Annotated in this window: 16 protein-coding genes; 9 read left to right on the top strand and 7 right to left on the bottom strand. The window is 67.1% G+C overall.

Going from position 1 to position 18,091, the window contains the following annotated elements:
- Window positions 1-6: 6 nt before the first annotated feature.
- Window positions 7-273, bottom strand: a complete 267-nt coding sequence (locus GH681_RS04185) for a hypothetical protein (RefSeq protein WP_153160151.1) — start codon at window positions 271-273, stop codon at window positions 7-9.
- Window positions 274-414: 141 nt separating this feature from the next.
- Between GH681_RS04185 and GH681_RS04190 the strand changes: the two genes are divergently transcribed.
- Window positions 415-1,356, top strand: coding sequence for an MBL fold metallo-hydrolase (locus GH681_RS04190; RefSeq protein ID WP_153160152.1), 942 nt, complete (start codon window positions 415-417; stop codon window positions 1,354-1,356).
- A gap of 24 nt (window positions 1,357-1,380) precedes the next feature.
- Here GH681_RS04190 and GH681_RS04195 read toward each other — a convergent pair whose 3' ends face one another.
- Entirely contained in the window at window positions 1,381-1,830 is a 450-nt protein-coding gene (locus GH681_RS04195; RefSeq protein WP_228111769.1) for a YbaN family protein, read from the bottom strand.
- Window positions 1,831-2,174: 344 nt separating this feature from the next.
- Complete coding sequence (locus tag GH681_RS04200) at window positions 2,175-2,603, bottom strand: molybdopterin-binding protein (RefSeq protein ID WP_153160156.1); 429 nt, start codon at window positions 2,601-2,603, stop codon at window positions 2,175-2,177.
- Window positions 2,604-2,780: 177 nt separating this feature from the next.
- Between GH681_RS04200 and GH681_RS04205 the strand changes: the two genes are divergently transcribed.
- The 5 genes from GH681_RS04205 to GH681_RS04225 all read left to right on the top strand — a co-directional run bounded on the left by GH681_RS04205 (window position 2,781) and on the right by GH681_RS04225 (window position 7,815).
- Window positions 2,781-3,608 carry a TOBE domain-containing protein gene (locus GH681_RS04205; protein ID WP_153160158.1) on the top strand — a complete coding sequence of 276 codons (828 nt, stop codon included), beginning with the start codon at window positions 2,781-2,783 and terminating at the stop codon, window positions 3,606-3,608.
- A 23-nt stretch (window positions 3,609-3,631) separates the two neighbouring features.
- Window positions 3,632-4,387, top strand: a complete 756-nt coding sequence (gene modA / locus GH681_RS04210; protein WP_153160160.1) for a molybdate ABC transporter substrate-binding protein — start codon at window positions 3,632-3,634, stop codon at window positions 4,385-4,387.
- 3 nt (window positions 4,388-4,390) lie between these two features.
- Window positions 4,391-5,080 carry a molybdate ABC transporter permease subunit gene (modB, locus tag GH681_RS04215; protein WP_153160162.1) on the top strand — a complete coding sequence of 230 codons (690 nt, stop codon included), beginning with the start codon at window positions 4,391-4,393 and terminating at the stop codon, window positions 5,078-5,080.
- The gene (gene modC, locus GH681_RS04220) at window positions 5,077-6,153 is read left to right on the top strand and encodes a molybdenum ABC transporter ATP-binding protein (protein ID WP_153160163.1); all 1,077 of its coding nucleotides are present in this window, start codon (window positions 5,077-5,079) and stop codon (window positions 6,151-6,153) included. Before modB ends, modC begins: the two co-directional genes overlap by 4 nt.
- A gap of 87 nt (window positions 6,154-6,240) precedes the next feature.
- The gene (locus tag GH681_RS04225) at window positions 6,241-7,815 is read left to right on the top strand and encodes an ATP-binding protein (protein WP_153160165.1); all 1,575 of its coding nucleotides are present in this window, start codon (window positions 6,241-6,243) and stop codon (window positions 7,813-7,815) included.
- On the opposite strand, the gene GH681_RS04230 is transcribed toward GH681_RS04225, so the two are convergent.
- The 3 genes from GH681_RS04230 to GH681_RS04240 all read right to left on the bottom strand — a co-directional run bounded on the left by GH681_RS04230 (window position 7,812) and on the right by GH681_RS04240 (window position 13,407).
- Window positions 7,812-9,827, bottom strand: a complete 2,016-nt coding sequence (locus GH681_RS04230) for a TonB-dependent copper receptor (RefSeq protein WP_153160167.1) — start codon at window positions 9,825-9,827, stop codon at window positions 7,812-7,814. The genes GH681_RS04225 and GH681_RS04230 overlap by 4 nt on opposite strands.
- A gap of 133 nt (window positions 9,828-9,960) precedes the next feature.
- Window positions 9,961-11,571 (bottom strand): methyl-accepting chemotaxis protein, encoded by a 1,611-nt coding sequence (locus tag GH681_RS04235; protein ID WP_153160170.1) that lies wholly within the window; start codon window positions 11,569-11,571, stop codon window positions 9,961-9,963.
- A 222-nt stretch (window positions 11,572-11,793) separates the two neighbouring features.
- Entirely contained in the window at window positions 11,794-13,407 is a 1,614-nt protein-coding gene (locus GH681_RS04240; protein ID WP_153160172.1) for a methyl-accepting chemotaxis protein, read from the bottom strand.
- A gap of 234 nt (window positions 13,408-13,641) precedes the next feature.
- Between GH681_RS04240 and GH681_RS04245 the strand changes: the two genes are divergently transcribed.
- The 3 genes from GH681_RS04245 to GH681_RS04255 all read left to right on the top strand — a co-directional run bounded on the left by GH681_RS04245 (window position 13,642) and on the right by GH681_RS04255 (window position 16,568).
- Window positions 13,642-14,505: a spermidine synthase-like protein gene (locus tag GH681_RS04245; protein ID WP_194271127.1), complete on the top strand. Its 864-nt coding sequence runs from the start codon at window positions 13,642-13,644 to the stop codon at window positions 14,503-14,505.
- Between the two features lie 85 nt (window positions 14,506-14,590).
- Window positions 14,591-15,559, top strand: coding sequence for a restriction endonuclease (locus GH681_RS04250; RefSeq protein ID WP_153160176.1), 969 nt, complete (start codon window positions 14,591-14,593; stop codon window positions 15,557-15,559).
- A 118-nt stretch (window positions 15,560-15,677) separates the two neighbouring features.
- A complete protein-coding gene (locus tag GH681_RS04255; protein WP_153160177.1) occupies window positions 15,678-16,568 on the top strand; it encodes a putative RNA methyltransferase in 891 nt (296 codons plus the stop codon).
- A 243-nt stretch (window positions 16,569-16,811) separates the two neighbouring features.
- On the opposite strand, the gene GH681_RS04260 is transcribed toward GH681_RS04255, so the two are convergent.
- Window positions 16,812-18,062 (bottom strand): nucleoside recognition domain-containing protein, encoded by a 1,251-nt coding sequence (locus GH681_RS04260; RefSeq protein ID WP_228111770.1) that lies wholly within the window; start codon window positions 18,060-18,062, stop codon window positions 16,812-16,814.
- Window positions 18,063-18,091: the final 29 nt, after the last annotated feature.

Raw genomic sequence — 18,091 nt, forward strand, 5'->3', positions numbered from 1 at the left:
AAAGATCTAGGCTTTGGTGCCGTGGTGCTCGGCGACGTAGTGCTTGAGCACCGTCTTGAGCATGGCGGCGTGGGCGGTGTCGCCCTTCTCGCGGGCGTGGTGGATGTCGTCGATGATCATGCGGCGGATGCGTTTTTCGCCGCTGGGGGTGTGGCAGAGGTAGCAACCCATTTCGACGGCGGCCATTTCTGGGATGTGTTCGTGCTCGGCAATGGCGAGGATTTCGTCCTCGGACAGGTCGGACAGCTCGATGCAGTCTTGCAGCGTCAACATGGGTTTTCTCCTCTCGTCTTGTAAGTCTTTTTCTTACTTGACATTGGGCGCTTTTTTTGAAACTAAAACATTGATGTAACGCAATTGGGTGCCATACGCTGCCGAATGGATAGAATCGAATCTTTTCGTCAGGGGGTCGTGATGCAGGGTTTGAGCGCTTTCGGTAACGGGATTTACGCCGTGGATTCGGGTTACACCGGCACGGACGTGGCGGCGATTCACCTGATCGAGGAGGGCGGCCGGGCGGCGCTGGTGGATACCGGCAACAACGACGCGCTGGTGCATGTGGAGCAGGCGCTGGCCGAGACGGGGCTGTCGCCCGAGGCGGTGGATTACGTGCTGCTGACCCACATCCACCTGGATCACGCCGGCGGCGCCGGGGCCTTCATCCGGGCGTTTCCCAACGCCAGGCTGGTGGTGCATCCGCGTGGTGCGCGCCACATGGCCGAGCCGTCGAAGCTGTTTGCCGGCGTGTCGGCGGTGTATGGGCCCGAGCGGGCGAAGGAGCTCTACGGCGAGCTGATCCCGGTGCCGGCCGATCGCATCATCGAGGCCACCGACGGGCTGGAGCTGTCCCTTGCCGGGCGCACCATCCGGGTGTTCGACACGCCGGGGCACGCGCGCCATCACGTGTGCTATCTCGACACCAAAAGCCGCAGCTTCTTCACCGGCGATACGTTCGGGCTGTCCTACCGCCAGTTCGACGTGGATGGCCGGCCGAGCATCTTCCCGACCACCACGCCGGTGCAGTTCGAGCCCGACGCGATGCACGACTCCATCCGCCGCATGGAGGCCGAGCAGCCGGTGGCGATGTATCTCACCCACTACGCGCAGGTCACCGACGTGCCCCGTCTGGCCGCCGATCTGCACCGCCTGATCGACGCCCACGTGGCGATCGCCGAGCGTCACGCCGGGGCGGGCGAGGCGCGCAAGCAGCTGATCGAGGACGACATCTGGGCGCTGGTGGCCGAGGAGGCCAAGCGCGGCGGCTGGAAGACGTCGGAAGCCGAAACCCGACGCATCCTGGCCCTGGACGTGGAACTCAACGCCCAGGGGCTGGATGTGTGGCTGGGTAGCCGCTGATCCGGATTGCCTGAGTCGGCCGGGTCACTCCGGCCGGCTGGCGATGTAGAAGCCGGCAATGACCTGCGGCAGGCCGGCTGCCGCCAGGAATATCGGCGTGGCGTAAAGCGCCCAAGTACAGGTGGCAAGCCCGAAGGCCAGCCCGGCCAGGGCGAAGTGCTTGCCACGCCGGCTGATGCGGCCTTCCTCGATCCACGCCCGCACGTGGGCGCCGGCGCCGGGGACGGCGTACAGGCGCTGCTGCAGGCGTGGGCAGCTCTTGCTCCAGGCCCAGGCGGCGATGATCCAGAAGATGGTGGTCGGCAGCAGGGGCAGCACGAGGCCGACGGCGCCGACGGCAAAGCTGATGCCGCCCAGGATGAACAGGCCGTGGCGGCCGGCGCTCGCGAGCAGATCCCCGGAGGGGGCGGCGATGGAGGTGGCATCCTGGCAGCGGGGCATGGCGGCGATCCTGTCTTGTTGTTCTCGTTCCACGGTTCTCTCCCGGGGGCGATGGGCCCGGCAAGCGTTTGAGCGCCGGTCGGTGCCGGTGGTTCGCGCTGGCGAGGGCCTCCCGAGAGAGTTTTCACACCGCCGTCGACGGTTGTCGAGGCCCGGCTGTGGTACTGGCGCCGGCTCTGCGGTGGTGTCGAAGCAAGTATCGATCTTCGCCGTGAATCGCTCCAGTTGAATTGATCTCTGATAGAAATAGCAGAGCGCTATTGCCGACGCCGGCTGCCGGATGCGCTATATGGCGGCAGATATAGAAAGGCAGGGCGGCGCGCCGTTTGGCGTTCCGCCCTGCACCATCCGCGCCGTGGTGGCGAGGCCGCTGTCGTTCAGATGCCGACGCCCACGATCACCGACGGAGCCTTGAAGATGGCCGCAGCCGGCGAGCCGACCTTCAGGCCCAGGGCGATCGAGCCTTCATGGGTGATGGTGGCAAACACGCTGTCGCCACTCGGCAGGGCGATCGTCACGCTGCTGCTCACCGGGCCTTCGACGATGGCGCTGACGGTGCCTTCGAGGCGGTTGCGGGCGGACAGCTTCACGTCGGCGCCATCGGTCAGCACCAGCACCGACGAGGCTTTGACGATCGCCTTGACGGCCTTGCCGGCGGCCAGGCCGAGCTCGGCCACGCTGTCGTTGGTCACGGTGGCGACGATCTTCAGCCCGCCGGGGAGGGCGATATCCACTTCGCTGTTGACGGCGCCGGGCTTGACCGCCTCGACGGTGCCATCAAAGACATTGCGCGCGCTGATCTTCATTTTGCTGCTCCTGGTCGGGGGTGAAGGGTTGCCGGATGGATGGTCAATCGGGCATCGGTTCGTACTTTATGGACCGCAGCTGGGTAGTTACAACCATAGCGCAGTGCAGCATTTGTGGCCCGTTATTTGCTGGAGTACAGTACGCCACGCTGTATATCTGGATATATAGGTAGATTCATGACAACCCGTCGCCCCATTCAGCACAAGCTTGTCGGAAAGCTGACAGTCGATACCGAGTTCGGCACCTTTCTCGGCGACACCCGCATCCGCCTTCTGGAAGCCATCGACCGCTACGGCTCGATCTCCCAGGCCGCCAAGGCGGTGCCGCTTTCTTACAAGGCGGCGTGGGATGCGGTGGATGCCATGAACAACCTGGCCGAGGCGCCACTGGTGGAGCGCTCGGTGGGCGGCAGGCATGGGGGCGGTACGGCCCTCACCGATTACGGCCGGCGGGTGATCGCCATGTACCGGGCCGTGGAACAGGAATACCAGGAAGCCATCGACCGCCTCTCCCAGCGCCTCGGGGGCGCCGAGGGCAGCACGGTGCGCGAGTTCCAGACGCTGCTGCGGCGCATGTCCATGCGCACCAGCGCGCGCAACCAGTTTGTCGGGGCGATCACCGGCCTGCGCGAGGGCGAGGTGAGCTTCGAGGTGCGCCTGCGCCTCGACGACGCCAGCGAGCTGGTGGCGGTGATCACCCGGGCCAGCGCCGAGAACCTGGAGCTGACCATCGGCAAGGAGGTGCACGCCTTCGTCAAGGCGCCGTCGGTGCTCATCATCACCGACCCGGCCGCGCGCACCACCGCCCGCAACCACTTGTGGGGCACCGTGTCGGCGATCCACGAGGGGCCGGTGAGCTCGGAGGTGACGATCACCCTGCCCGGCGGGCGCAACGTGACCTCGGTGGTGACCCACGACAGCATCGACAACCTGGAGCTGCAGGTGGCCTCGCCGGCCTGCGCGGTGTTCCAGGCCACGTCGGTGATCCTCGCCGTTTTCGACTGACTTCCAACCTGCCGGAGAAAATCATGAAACCCGTCCTTCGCACCCTTGCCCTCAGCGTTTCCCTGGCTGGCGCATCCTTCGTGGCCCAGGCCGACGAGGTGTCGGTGGCGGTGGCCGCCAACTTCACCGCACCGATGCAGCGGATCGCTGCCGACTTCGAGAAAGCCACCGGCCACAAGGCCCAGCTGGTGTTCGGCTCAACTGGCAAGTTCTACGCCCAGATCAAATCCGGCGCGCCCTTCCAGGTGCTGCTGGCAGCCGACGACGAAACGCCGGCCCGGCTGGTGAAGGAGGGCGACGGTGTGGCCGGCAGCCAGTTCACCTACGCCATCGGCAAGCTGGTGCTGTGGTCGCCGAAGCCCGGTTTTGTGGACGACAAAGGCGAGGTGCTGAAGTCGGGCAGGTTCGAGCACCTGTCGATCGCCAACCCCAAGCTGGCGCCCTATGGCCTGGCGGCGGTCGAAACCCTGAAGGCGCTGGGCCTCGCCGATGCGCTGCAGCCCAAACTGGTGACCGGCGAGAGCATCACCCAGGCCCAGCAGTTCGTGGTGTCGGGCAATGCCGAGCTGGGCTTCATCGCGTTTGCGCAGATCCACAAGGACGGCAAGCTCATCGACGGCTCGTACTGGCTGGTGCCGGGCAGGTTCCACACGCCGATCCGCCAGGATGCGGTGGTGCTCGACAAGGGCAAGGCCAGCGCGGCGGCCGCGGCGCTGATGGGCTATCTCAAGTCGCCGGCGGCGGTGGCGGTCATCCGGGCTTACGGGTACGAGCGCTGAATCATGGATCTCACCCACGATGACTGGTCGGCCGTCTGGCTGACCTTGAAGCTGGCGGGGCTGGTGACGGTCCTGCTGCTGATCGTCGGCACGCCGATCGCCTGGTGGCTGGCCCGGACCCGTTCGCCCCTGCGCAGCGTGGTGGGCGCCGTGGTGGCGCTACCCATCGTGCTGCCGCCGACGGTGCTGGGTTTCTACCTGCTGATCGTGCTGGCGCCGTCCGGGCCGGTGGGCCGGCTGACCGAGGCGCTCGGGCTTGGGGCCTTGCCGTTCACCTTTCCGGGGCTGGTGGTGGCCTCGGTGTTCTATTCGCTCCCCTTCGTGGTCCAGCCGATCCAGAACGCGTTCATGGCGATGGGTGCGCGTCCGCTGGAGGTGGCCGCCACCCTGCGCGCTTCGCCCCTGGCCGCATTCTTCAGGGTTGCGCTGCCGCTGGCGAGGCCGGGCCTGCTCACCGCGGCGGTGCTGGGCTTTGCCCACACGGTGGGCGAGTTCGGCGTGGTGCTGATGATCGGCGGCAACATTCCGGGCAAGACCCAGGTGCTGTCGGTGCAGATCTACAACCACGTGGAGGCTTTCGAGTACGCCCAGGCCCATGAGCTGGCAGCCGGTCTCGTGGCCTTCTCCTTCCTCACGCTGGTGCTGCTCTACCGCTTTGGCGGCGCCCGCAACACCTCGGGTTTCGGATCATGAGCGGGCTGTCGATCCGGGCTCGGCTGCCCCTGGCCGATTTTGAACTGGATGTGGATCTGGCCCTGCCCGGGCGGGGCGTGACGGCGTTGTTCGGCGCTTCGGGCTCGGGCAAGACGACGGTACTGCGCTGCGTGGCCGGGCTGGCCCGGGCGGCGGGGCGGGTCGAGGTGAATGGCGAGGTGTGGCAGGACGACGCCCGGCGCATCTGCCTGCCCACCCACAAGCGGGCGCTGGGCTACGTGTTTCAGGAGGCGAGCCTGTTTGCCCACCTGTCGGTGCGGGACAACCTGGCCTTTGGCCAGAAGCGCATCGCCCCGGCCGAGCGGCGGGTGAGCCACGACACGGCGGTGGAACTGCTGGGCATCGGCCATCTGCTCGACCGCAGCCCGGATCGCCTCTCCGGCGGCGAGCGGCAGCGGGTGGCCATCGCCCGGGCGCTCCTCACCAGTCCGCGGCTGCTGCTGATGGACGAGCCGCTGGCGGCGCTGGATGCATCCCGCAAGCAGGAGATCCTGCCGTATCTGGAGCGCCTCCACGACGAGCTGGCGATTCCGGTGATCTACGTGAGCCATTCGATGGACGAGGTGCTGCGCCTGGCCGATCACTTGGTGCTGCTGGAGCAGGGCCGGGTGCGGGCCAGCGGGCCGTGCCGCGAACTGCTGGCCCGGCTGGATCTGCCCATCGCTCTCGGCGAAGAGGCAGCAGTGCTGGTGGATACCACCGTGGCCGCCCACGACGAGGCCTATCAGCTGACCCGGCTGGCCTTTGCCGGCGGTAGCATCCAGGTGACGCGCAAGGCGCTGGCGGTGGGCGCCCGGGCGCGGCTCAAGATCCAGGCCCGGGATGTAAGCATCGCGCTCGCCGCCGACAATCCGTCGAGCATCGTCAATCGCCTGCCGGCGCGGATCTGCGGCTTTGCCCCGGCGGCCCACCCGGCCCAGTGCCTGGTTCGCCTGGATGCGGCGGGCACGCCCCTGCTCGCGCGCATCACCCGGTTGTCGAAGGATCAGCTCGGTCTTGTCGAGGGCATGGCGGTGGTGGCGCAGATCAAGTCGGTGGCGCTGGTGGGCTGACGCGCCAGCGGTTCAGAACGGCCCCGCGATGTCGTTAAACGGCCGTCGGCGACGCAGGTCGCCAAACCGGAATTGCCCCTGTTTGAGATGAAAGAGCCGTCCGTTCAGGCGGTAGCCGGCCCTCGCCGGGTTTCCCGCTTCGTGCGCGAGCGGGTGTGGTGGCTGGCCCTGCTGGTGGTCTGGGGGGCCGTGGTCGGTTTGTCGCTGGAGGTTCAGGTTGCGCGCATCCGCGAGCAGTCCATCCAGGTGGGCATCGAGGGGGCCCGCAACATGTTCCGGATGGTCATGCTCACCCGCAACTGGAACGCCTCCCACGGCGGCATCTACGTGCCGGTGACACCCGAGACTCCGCCCAATCCCTATCTCGAACACCCCCGCCGCGACGTGACGACCACCGACGGCCAGCAGCTCACGATGGTGAATCCGGCCTACATGACGCGCCTGATCGCCAGCATGGCGGCCAGCGATGGCGGCGTGGCGTTCCGCCTCACCAGCCTGCGGCCGATCCGCCCCGCCAACGCTGCCGACCCTTGGGAGCGCAGGGCGTTGGAGGGCTTCGAGCGCGGTGAGCAGGAGGTAACCGGCATCGAGGCGGCGCCACAGGGCCCCATGCTGCGCTACATGGCGCCCCTGAAGGTGCAGGAGAGCTGCCTCGCCTGCCATGCCAGGCAGGGCTACAAGCTGGGCGACGTGCGCGGTGGCATCAGCGTCACCCAGCGCTTCGCGCCCATCGAGGCGACCACCCGCGCCGGCATCCGCCAGACGAGCCTGGCCCACGCGGCGGCGTTTGCGGTGGTCTTCCTGGGCGGCTGGGCGCTGCTGGAGGCGCTGCGCCGGCGCTGGCTGGAGCTGGACGGCAAGATCGCCGAACTGGAAGCGGCCCACAGCCAGCTGCTGCAGTCCGAGAAGATGGCGTCCATCGGCGTGCTGGCGGCGGGCGTGGCCCACGAGATCAACAACCCGGTGGGTTTCGTGAGCTCGAATCTGGGCACGCTCAGGGGCTACAACGCCGCGATGATCGCCCTGCTGGAGCGCTGCCGCACTGGCGAGGCGACCGAGGCGGACTTTGCCGCGGCCGAGTTCGATTACCTGAAGGACGACATCCCGGCCCTGCTTGGCGAATCCCGCGACGGGCTCGACCGGGTGCGCAAGATCGTGGCCGACCTGAAGGATTTCTCGCGGGTCGATCAGGCCGAGTGGCAGGAGGCCGACCTCAACGCCGGCATCGAGTGCACCCTCAACGTGGTCTGGAACGAGCTGAAGTACAAGGCCGAGGTGGTGCGCGAGTATGACCCGGCGCTGCCCCGCGTGCCCTGCCTGGCGGCGCAGATCAACCAGGTGGTGATGAACCTGCTGGTCAACGCCGCCCAGGCCATCGCCGAGCGCGGAACCATCACCGTGCGCACGGGCCACGACGATGCGTTGGTGTGGATCGAGGTGGCCGACACCGGCGTCGGGATGCCGCCCGAGGTGCAGCGGCGCATCTTCGATCCCTTCTACACCACCAAGCCGGTGGGCAAGGGCACGGGCCTGGGCCTGTCGATCTCCTACGACATCGTGGCCCGCCACGGCGGCCGCATCGAAGTGACGAGCGCGCCGGGCGAGGGGACGACCTTCCGGGTGAGCCTGCCGCTGGCGGGCAGGCCGGCCGAGTCCGCCTAACGCAGCTCGAAGTTCGCCTTCAGCCAGAGGGTGCGGCCGGGCTCGTTCACCCGCGTGGTCTGGGTGAAGCCGCCGATGCTGGCGCCGCCGCGGCTGATGAACTCGGCGTAGGTCTTGTCGAACAGGTTGTCGATGCCGGCGCTGATGAGCGTGCCCTTGGCCGGACGATAACCGCCATTGACCGAGAAGATCGCAAAGCCGGCCGAACTGCCGATGTCCTGTCCGACGATGTTGCCGTAGTTGGTGTCGTAGCGCTTCTGCCCCTGCACCAGGCGCAGGAGGGCGCCGCCGCTCCAGGTGCGGTCGTCGTAGCCTGCGCCCAGGCGGGCCTCCAGCGGGGCGATCTGCGACAGCGGCTTGCCGGTGGAGTCGTTCTCGCCGTGGGTCCAGGCGAGGGTGGCGTAGGTCTGCCAGAAGGTGGCGAGGCGGTAGCTCAGGTCGCCTTCGAGGCCGTAGGTGGTGGCGTCGATGTTGCTGGCGTCGCTGGCGTAGGCGTCGATGCGGCGGATCTGGATGAAATCCTTGTGCTTGGCGTAGAAGGCCGAGACGGACGCCCGGAGCCCGCCGGCGGCGTAGATGGCGCCGGTGTCGAGCTGGGTGGTCTTCTCGGGCTTGAGCAGGAAGGTGCTCGCGCTGCCGCTGGTCATGGCGGTGGCGGCCGGCGACTTGCTGCGCTCCCAGTAGTCGGCGCTGCGCTCGCTGTGGCCGAGGCCGGCGAAGAGGGTGGTGGTCGGGGCGTAGGCGTTCTCCCAGCGCAGGAAGCCGGCCTTGAGGGTGTCCTTGTCGGTCTGGCCGGAGGTGCTGCGGCCGGAACGCTTGTCTTCGGCCTCGCTGAAGTCCACCCGCGCGCCGCCCAGCAGACGGTTGCCGGCATTCAGCTCGTGGGCGAGTTCGCCGAACACGCCCCAGCTCTTGAAGCCCATGTCCGCAACCCGGGGCTTGCTGGCAAAGGTGCCTGTGGCGGCGCCGCTGGCGGTGCGCAGGGTGTGCTCGTTGCGCTGGAAGTCGAGGCCGGTCTCGAGGCTGGTGCGGGGCGACAGATCCAGCGTTGCGGCGATGCGCCCACCCTGGGTCTGGCGATCCGGGTTGCTCACCATCTTCATCATCGGCGGCGTGCGCAGGGTGTAGTTGTCCATCACGTGATCCACGTAGTTGTGATAGACCTGCGCCTCCAGCCTGGCGAGCAGCGGGCTGATGCGCTGCTTCTCGAGCTTGAGGCCGATGTTGCTGCGGTCGAACTTGACGCCGTCCATCGAGCGGTCGGCGTAGGCGGCCTGGCCGTCGCTGCGCGCGAAGGTGAGCTCCAGGCGGGTGTCGGCGTCCGGCGTCCAGCCCAGGGCGCCGCTGGTGCTCCAGCGGTCGTAGGCCGAATGCACGCTGCGGCCCTTGCCGTCGCGGTAGTCCTGGGCGTGGGAGTGGGTGCCGGTGAGTTCGCCGTAGAAGCGCTCGTTGCCCACGCCGGCCTCGAACATCTGATCGTTGCGCCCGAAGTTGCCCACCAGCAGGCTGGCATCGGCGTAGGCCGAGTAGCCGCTGCGCACCTTGGGGCTGCGCTCGAAGCGCACCACGCCGGCGCTGTTGCCGGGGCCGTACTTCACGGTCTGCGGGCCCTTCAGCACGGTGATGCGGTCGTAGGCTTCGGGGAAGACGTAGGCGGTGGGCGGGTCCATGCGCATGCCGCAGCCGCCGAGGATCATCTCGCCGTCGAGCAGGATGCCGAGCCGCGAGGCGGCCATGCCGCGGAATACCGGATCGCCGTCGGTGCCGCCCTTGCGGATCACCGAGAAGCCAGGGATGGTCTTGAGGTAGTCGGCGCCGTCATGGGCGGGCACCGGCTGGCGCGGCGCGCGGGGGTCGGTGGTGACGGTGAGCGGCGCTTCCATCGCCGGGGCGGTGACGACCACCTGGCCGAGGGTTTCGGGCTGGGCGGCGAGGGCCGGCAGGCTGCAGGCGAAGGCGCTGGCGAGGGCTAGCGGAAGGACGGCGGGCCGGTGCGGAACACGGCGGATCATGGTGACGCTCCCTGTTATTTGGCAAGAGCGCGCACCTTAAATCCCGGCCTACCGGAAATGGTTGATGGATCGCAAAATCATGCACCAAAACGGTGCGTCATAGTGTCGCAGCCTGATCTGGCAGGCCTGTCGCTCAGACGCGGAAACGTGCCACGCTGGACTTGAGGCTGTCCGAAACAGTCACCAGCCGGTGGGCCGTGCCGGCCACCGAGGCCACCGCGGCAGAGTTCTCCTCCGACATCTGAGCGATGGCTTCCACGTTGCGGGCCAGCTCGGTGGAGGCGCCGCGCTGCTCGCGCAGGGCGTCGCTGATGCTCTCGATCGCGCCCTGCATGGTGCTGGCCGAGTCGCGGATGCTGCCCATCGAATCGCTGGCCGCGCCGGCCGAGGCGACCACCTCGGTGACCAGCGCGCGGTTGGACTGCATGCTCGTCACCGCGCCCACCGCGCCCTGCTGGATGGTGCTGATGACGTTGCTGATCTCCCGCACCGAGCTGGTGGTGCGTTCGGCCAGCTTGCGCACCTCGTCGGCCACCACCGCAAAGCCACGGCCCTGCTCGCCGGCGCGGGCGGCTTCGATGGCGGCGTTGAGGGCCAGCAGGTTGGTCTGGTCGGCCACTTCGCGGATTACCACGGTGATCGAGTCGATCTGGCGGACCTGCTCCGACAGGGTCTGGATCTGCTCGGCGGTGCTCTCCACCTGAGAGGCGATCTGGTTGATCTTGACGGCGGCCGCGTCGACGCCACGGCCGCTTTCGGCGGCCCGGCTGCCGGCTTCCGCCGCGCGGTGGTTGGCGTCCTCGGCGCTGTTGCCCACGTGGTCGATGCTCACGGTCAGTTCTTCAACCGCGGCGGCGGCCGAGGCGGTGGCGGCCGACTGCTGCTCGCTGCTCACCGAGACCTGCTGGGCTGCGGTGGACAGCTGTGTCGCCGAGCCGGCTACCTCGGTGGAGCTGCTGATGACCTGCTGGATGGTGCTGGACAGTTCGGTACGCATCTTTTCGAGGGCGCCCAGCAGCCGGCCGATCTCGTCACGGTTGTGGTTGAGCGGGCCCGCGGACGTCAGGTCGCCGTTGGCGATCCGTTCGGCCATCCGGTTGGCGTCGTCGAGGCGATTGGTGATGCTCAGGCCGATGCTCCGCCCGAACAGCAAGAAGAGAACCCCCGCGAAAACGGGCAAGGCGCCAGCAATCCAGGTGGCGCTCGATTTGGTGGCGAGGCCGTTGGCGGTCGCTTCCTGGGCGAGTTTCTCGTTGAGGTGTCGGTGGGCGGTAAGTTGTTCGTCAAAGCGCAGGGCCAGACCGACGTTATTGATCAGGATCCCCTGCGCTTCTGCGTTCTTGCCGGCGCGGGCGAGGGCTAGGGCTTCGTCGATGTGGGCGTTGTATTCAGCGAGGCTGGCACGCTCCGCTTCCAGCATCTTGCGATCCTCTTCGTTGGCGACGAGAGGCTCGTAATCCTTGAGCGCTTTGTCCATCATGGTCCGGGCTTCCTGGAGCATCGTATCGAGCTTGGCCCGGTCGGCGGGGTCGGTCTGGATGGTGTAGCGGTAGGCGCGCACCCGCGCACGCCCCATTTCAGAGGTCACGGTGTTGAGCAGCCGGATGCTGGGGACTACGTTCTCATTGCCAAAGCTGGCCGCATCGAAGACGCGGTTCATCTGGTAAACGTTGATGCCGGCAAGGATGAGCAGGCTCGCGATGGCGATGGCAACAAGGAGCTGCAGGCGTCGGGAAATGGTCATAACAGGTCTCTCTGCGTCGGACGACAATGCGTGTCGTTGTTGGCGGGCTGTGTCGCCAGCAACGGCATTCCGCGCCAGAACTTGAAGGGATGACCTGGAAATAGCTTCAATAGGGTTCGATGGCCGGTCCGTTTCGTTTCTATTGATTTCTGCTGCTGCAGTTCGCTTTGTCCCTGCCGGGCGGCCACCAAGGGAGGCCGCCGATCTGGAAGTTCGGCCGACTTACACCCGGAAGCGCGCCACGCTAGATTTGAGCTGATCCGAGACGCCAACCAGGCGATGAGCCGTATCGGCCACCGACGTTACAGCAGCCGAGTTTTCCTCCGACATCTGGGCGATGGCCTCGACGTTGCGGGCCAGCTCGGTGGAGGCGCCGCGCTGTTCGCGCAGGGCATCGCTGATGCTCTCGATCGCGCCCTGCATCGTGTGGGCGCCATTACGGATGTTGCCCATCGAATTGCTGGCGGCGGTGGCCGAAGACACCACCTCGCCCACCAGGGTGCGGCTCGACTGCATGCTGGTCGCCGCACCGATGGCGCCCTGCTGGATGGCACTGATGACGTTGCTGATCTCGCGCACCGAGCTGGTGGTGCGTTCGGCGAGCTTGCGCACCTCGTCGGCCACCACCGCAAAGCCACGGCCCTGCTCGCCGGCGCGGGCGGCTTCGATGGCGGCGTTGAGGGCCAGCAGGTTGGTCTGGTCGGCCACCTCGCGGATCACCACGGTGATCTTGTCGATCTGCTGGACCTGCTCGGAGAGCTGCTGGATCTGGCTGGAGGTGTTCTCCACCTGATCGGCCACCTTGCCGATCTTGTCGGCGGCGGCGGTCACTTCGGCGCCGCTGTTGGCCGCCTGGCGACCGGCCTCGATGGCGCGTTCGTTGGCTTCGTCGGCGCTGGAGCCCACGTGGTCGATGCTCACCGTCAGCTCTTCCACCGCGGCGGCAGCCGACGCCGTGGACGAAGACTGCTGTTCGCTGCTCACCGAAACCTGGTGCGCGGTGGCCGACAGCTCGGAGGCCGAACTGGCCACCTGGTTGGAATTGGCGATAACGCCACTGATCGTCTGGGCGAGCTCGGCACGCATCTTTTCGAGGGCGGTCAGGATTTGGCCGATCTCGTCGTCGGCGGTGCCGGAGGTGGGCGGGGTCTGGCGCAGGTCGCCTTCGGCGATGCGGGCGGTCATCTCGGTGGCTTCGGCGATGCGGCGGGTGATGCTGCGGATCGTCAGCAGGCTGATGACGATCATCACCATCGCGGAGACGCCGAGGATCCCGAAGGCGATCCAGGTGGCGGTGTGCTTGGCGTCGATGGCTTCCGCCGCGGCCCGTTGGGCGATTTGCTCGTTGTATTTCACATGGGCTCTCAGGTCGTCGATAACCTTCACCTCCTTGTTCTGAATCCGCTTCAGCAGAGCCCGCGCTTCTTCGACCTTGTTCTCTCGGGAGAGCAACACCACGCCCTCGATGGCCTTGTTGTATTCGGCGAGCGACTGCTTTTCGACCTCCAGAAGGCGCTTGTCCTCAGCGTCGGCGATGTACTCCTCGTATTTCTTCAGGGACTGGCCGATCCATGTATGGGCCTCGGCCAGCGTCTTCTCGATCTCGGCCATCTCGGCGGGATCGGTGGCCAGCACATGGCGGAAGACACGCACCCGTAGCCGGCCGTAGTCCGAGGATGCCTTGATAAGGAGGTCGAGGCTTGGCACTACGTTGATGGTGGCGTGGTTGGCAGCATCGAATACCTTGTTCATTTGCTGGTAATTGATGAAGGTCAGCGTCAGCAGGCTGACAAGGGTGGCGCCGACGAGCAGCATGAGGCGTTTGGCGATGGTCATGTTTTTCCCCGAGAGGTGTTTGGGCAGTCTTCCGGCGGCCTGTAGCACCTCCAACAGGTCGCGCTAATAGGCGGTAACGACGCCGGGTGTTACAACTTTAGTGGTGACTGTCCGGCGCTTCCCCCGGTTCGGCTGCGACGGGGCGGTGGCTATGAAGCTGCCATCCGTCGCCACGCCGCATCCGGGGTGCGTGGCCTTACAATGGGCGCCCGTCACGCCCACGCAAGTTCCGCCGTGCCCGCTTCGTCGCCTTCCATCCTCGTCCTGCCCAGCCCTTTCCTGTCGGACACCGACACCATCCGCCTCATCGAGCCCGCCGACTGCGACAGCCAGTGGCTGCTGCGCCAGGTGCGCTCGGGCGAATACGACAAGCCCTTTGTGATCGACGACGGCACCACCCGCAGCCTGCATTTCTCCCTGTCGCTGATCCAGAGCACCATGAACCTGAAGGACCCGTACGCCCTGGCGCTGGATTACACCCAGGCGATGATGGGCTTCCTGCTGTTCTGCCAGCGCCCGCGGCAGATCCTGATGCTGGGCCTGGGGGGCGGGTCGCTGGCCAAGTTCTGCTACCGCCACGTGGGTTCGGCGAAGATCACCGTGGTCGAGATCGACCCCAACGTGATCGCCTTCCGGGATGAGTTCGAGCTGCCGCCGGACGACGCCCGCCTCGCCGTGATCGAAGGCGACGGCGCCGACTGGGTGGTGAGGAGCCGCGGGTGGGAGGACCGACCGGACATCATCATGATGGATGCCTTCGACCGCCACGGCCTGTCCGGCTCGGTGAGCTCCATCGGCTTCTATCGGGACGTGCACGAGGCGCTCTCGGGGCGCGGCATCATGGTGGCCAACCTGGCGGGCGACAAGGGCTGTCGCGAAGACCACCTGGCGATGATCGCCCAGGTCTTCGACGACCGCCTGCTGTCGATCCGCCTGCCCGACGGCAACGACATCGTCTTCGCCTTCCGCCAGCCCGGCTTCACCCCCCGCTGGCGCGAGATCGGCAACCTCGCCAAGGCCCTGCGTACCCGCACCGGGCTGGATTACCCCAGGTTCGCCCAGCGTCTCGAGCGCAGCCGGCGCACCCGCTACGGCTGAAGCCTTGAGGGGGTGATGTTTTTGCAATGACTTGTGCATTAATACCGCTTAAAATCGCGGCTTCTGTTGTCATTCAAGAAATAAGATGCCCGATTACAGCCGTCGTGGCGGGGCTGCCGGTGCGGTCGCGTCCGACAGCCCGGCCCCTCCCAGCTGGAAACCCGCCGCCCTTTTTGCCCTGGCCTGCCTGCTGATCGTCGTCGGCATCGCCCCGCTGGTGCTGGGCGGCCACGGCCACCTCAAGGGCATGTTGCCCGTGGTCCAGGGCATGTTCCTGTTCGGCACCTTCGTCTTCGGGGTGCTGGCCTTCATCCGCTACACCACCCAGGCCCATCATGGCGCCGCACCGCAGCCGCCGTTCATGGCGCCGCTGTCCGAGTTCGTGATGCCCTTGTCCGAATTCGTCAGCGAGCGCCGGGAGCCCCCTGGCCGGGTGGTGCCTTTCCCCGTCGCCCACCGGGACATCGCGGATCGACCCTCCCGGTGGTCCCTCGACGTGATCGACCGCATGGAATGGAAGCGTTTCGAGGACGTGTGCTGCGCCTTCTACAACGAGAAGGGCATCAAGGCCGCCACCACCCGGATGGGCGCCGACGGCGGCGTGGATATCCGCCTGTACCAGGATCCGGACGACGCCGACTGCTGCACCGCCATCGTCCAGTGCAAGGCCTGGGGTCAGCCGGTGGGCGTCAAGACCATGCGCGAGCTGCGCGGCGTGATGGCCCACGAAGCCATCGAGCGGGCCTTCTTCATGGCGCCCAACGGCTTCACCGACAACGCCCGGGAGTTCGCCGCGATCAACCGCATCACCCTGCTCGACGGCCGGCTGATCCTCGCCATGATCCAGCGCCTGCCCGACGACGCCAGCCGCCGTCTGCTCGAGCTCGCCACCGAGGGCGACTGGACCACGCCCACCTGCCCGAGCTGCGGCGCCAGCATGACGCCGCGCCAGGGCAAGCATGGCCCTTTCTGGGGCTGCTCCACCTATCCCCGCTGCCGGGCCAAGCTCGGCATGCGCGGGGTCGGGCCTGCCCGGCACGCCGCCAGCGCCTGAGCGGCCCCGCCAGTGGCGGCAGGATGACGCCGGTCGCCACTCCGGGCACAATCCGGCTGCCCCGTTTCCCATCCCGCCCGACATGCAGCCACCCCGGCGCGTTGCGGGCCCCCTGGTCATGATCCTGCCCTTCCAGGCCCTTGCCTGCCCCCTCGACGGCGCCGCGCTCACGCGCCAGGGCGCCAGCTGGCGCTGCGCCGCCGGCCACAGCTTCGACATCGCCAGCCAGGGCTACGCCAATCTGCTGCCAGTGCAGCACAAGCGCTCGAAAGATCCGGGCGACAGCAAGGAGATGGTCGCGGCCCGGCGGCGCTACCTGGAGAGCGGCGTCTACCAGCCCATCGCGGCGGCCACCGCCCGGGCGGCGCTGGCGGAGTTGGCGCCGGAGCGCGTGGCGAGCTGCCTCGACGCGGGCTGTGGCGAAGGCTATTACCTGCGCGAGCTGGCCGCTGCGGCCGGGCCCGATCTGCAGCTGGAGGTGCTGGGTCTCGACATCTCGAAGTGGGCCGTGCTGGCGGCGGCCAAACAGGACAAGCGGCCGGCGTGGGTGGTGGGCACCAACGCCCGGCTGCCAGTGCTCCCGGCCAGCGTCGACCGGCTGCTGTGCATGTTCGGTTTTCCGGTGTATCCGGAATTCGCCCGGGTGCTCAGGCCCGGCGGGCGCATCGTGCAGGTGGATGCGGGGCCGGATCACCTGCGGGAGCTGCGCGAGATCATCTACCCGCGCCTCAAGGAAGATGCCAAGCCGGCCTTCGTGGCGCCGGCGGGGTTCGAGTTGCTGGACGTGGAAACCCTGCGTTATCCGGCGGCGCTAGAGGGCGCCGGCCTGATCGGCGATCTGCTGGTGATGACGCCCCATCTCTACCGGGCGACGGCGGAGGGGCGGGCGCGAGCGGCGGCGCTCACCCGGCTGGACATCACCGTGGATGTGCGGATCACCCGGCTCGTGCGGACGGCGCCATGGTCCGATGCGTCAGTGAGCGACGGTTTGTGCGATGCACAAGAATGAGTCGTGAGGTGCTCAGTTCCGTCCCGTCCTGGTGCATCGGATGGCGCGCCATGCCATCGCCAGGGCGAGGGGTGAATAGGCGCCGACTGTCGCCATCGCAATGATCTCGGCCAATCCGCTGTCCATGATGTTTCTCCTGATATGTGATTCATCAAGAGAAAAGCAGACCGTGTGCCAGCCGGGGGGCAGGGTGGGGTGGATGGGGCGACGAGCGTGTATCAGCTCACGCCGCCGGCACGAATCTCAGCCCCCGTGGTAGAACAGATAGCCCACCAGAATTGCCCCGATCAGCCCCACGAAGTCGGCGATCAGCCCGCAGGCCACCGCGTAGCGGGTCTTGGTGATGTTCACGCTGCCAAAATAAACCGCCAGCACGTAGAAGGTGGTCTCGGTGGAGCCCTGGATGATCGCCGCGAGCTTGCCCTGGAAGGAATCCACGCCATAGGTGGTCATCACGTCCACCATCAATCCGCGGGCGCCGCTGCCCGATAGGGTCTTCATCAGCCCCACCGGCAGCGCCGGAACAAAGTCGGCGTTGAGCCCGAGGGCGATCACCGCGCTGCGGATGCCGTCCACCAGATAGCCCATGCAGCCGCTGGTGCGAAAGATCGAGATCGCCACCAGCATGGCGATCAGGTAGGGGATGATCTGCACCGCCACCCCGAAACCTTCCTTCGCGCCCTCCACGAAGCTCTCGTACACATCCACGCCGCGCAGCGCCGCCACGCCCACGAAGAGCACGATGATCGACACGATGATGCCGCTGCCCAGCAAGCCGATCATCTGCGCCATGGTCTCCGGCGGCATGGGCGCGAGCCACGCGTAGAGCCCGCCCATGAGCGCCGCAAAGCCGGCAAAGAACGCCAGCACCGGGCCCGACAGCAGGTTGATGCGCTGCCACGCGGCCACCGCAATCAGCCCCGCGCAGAATGAGATGAAGGTGGACAGCAGCGTGGGCAGGAAGATGTCCGCCGCGTTGAAGCCCACCAGCCCCTGCTGCACCGCCATGCTCTGGCGGATCGCGATCACCGAGGTGGGGATCAGCGTGATGCCCGCCGTGTTGAGCACCAGGAACATGATCATCGGGTTGCTGGCGGTGTCCTTGTGCGGGTTGATCTCCTGCAGCTCGCGCATCGCCTTCAAACCCAGGGGCGTGGCGGCGTTATCCAACCCCAGCATGTTGGCGCTCACGTTCATCACGATGCTGCCGCTCGCCGGGTGACCGGCGGGAATATCCGGAAACACGCGCCGGAAGAAGGGCGCCACCAGCCGCCCGAAGAGCTGGATCAGCCCGCCCTTCTCGCCAATCTTCATCACCCCCAGCCACAGGCTCATCACCCCCACCAGCCCGATGGCGATGTCGAAGCCTGTTTTAGCGGTGTCGAACAGCCCGGTGAGCACGCGGGAGAACAGCTGCAGATCGCCCTGCACGGTCTGCGCCAGCGTCGCGAGGAATCCGACCAGCACGAAGGCAACCCAGACGCGGTTGAGCACGATGGCAGGGCCGGCCGCGCCCATTGGAT

This window comes from Zoogloea sp. 1C4 (assembly GCF_009469605.1).
Taxonomy (GTDB): domain Bacteria; phylum Pseudomonadota; class Gammaproteobacteria; order Burkholderiales; family Rhodocyclaceae; genus Zoogloea; species Zoogloea oryzae.

Coding starts and splice junctions, on each gene's coding strand:
- GH681_RS04185 (WP_153160151.1), bottom strand. CDS start 273: ATGTTGACGCTGCAAGACTGCATCGAGCTGTCCGACCTGTCCGAGGAC.
- GH681_RS04190 (WP_153160152.1), top strand. CDS start 415: ATGCAGGGTTTGAGCGCTTTCGGTAACGGGATTTACGCCGTGGATTCG.
- GH681_RS04200 (WP_153160156.1), bottom strand. CDS start 2,603: ATGAAGATCAGCGCGCGCAATGTCTTTGATGGCACCGTCGAGGCGGTC.
- GH681_RS04205 (WP_153160158.1), top strand. CDS start 2,781: ATGACAACCCGTCGCCCCATTCAGCACAAGCTTGTCGGAAAGCTGACA.
- modA (WP_153160160.1), top strand. CDS start 3,632: ATGAAACCCGTCCTTCGCACCCTTGCCCTCAGCGTTTCCCTGGCTGGC.
- modB (WP_153160162.1), top strand. CDS start 4,391: ATGGATCTCACCCACGATGACTGGTCGGCCGTCTGGCTGACCTTGAAG.
- modC (WP_153160163.1), top strand. CDS start 5,077: ATGAGCGGGCTGTCGATCCGGGCTCGGCTGCCCCTGGCCGATTTTGAA.
- GH681_RS04225 (WP_153160165.1), top strand. CDS start 6,241: ATGAAAGAGCCGTCCGTTCAGGCGGTAGCCGGCCCTCGCCGGGTTTCC.
- GH681_RS04230 (WP_153160167.1), bottom strand. CDS start 9,827: ATGATCCGCCGTGTTCCGCACCGGCCCGCCGTCCTTCCGCTAGCCCTC.
- GH681_RS04235 (WP_153160170.1), bottom strand. CDS start 11,571: ATGACCATTTCCCGACGCCTGCAGCTCCTTGTTGCCATCGCCATCGCG.
- GH681_RS04240 (WP_153160172.1), bottom strand. CDS start 13,407: ATGACCATCGCCAAACGCCTCATGCTGCTCGTCGGCGCCACCCTTGTC.
- GH681_RS04250 (WP_153160176.1), top strand. CDS start 14,591: ATGCCCGATTACAGCCGTCGTGGCGGGGCTGCCGGTGCGGTCGCGTCC.
- GH681_RS04255 (WP_153160177.1), top strand. CDS start 15,678: ATGATCCTGCCCTTCCAGGCCCTTGCCTGCCCCCTCGACGGCGCCGCG.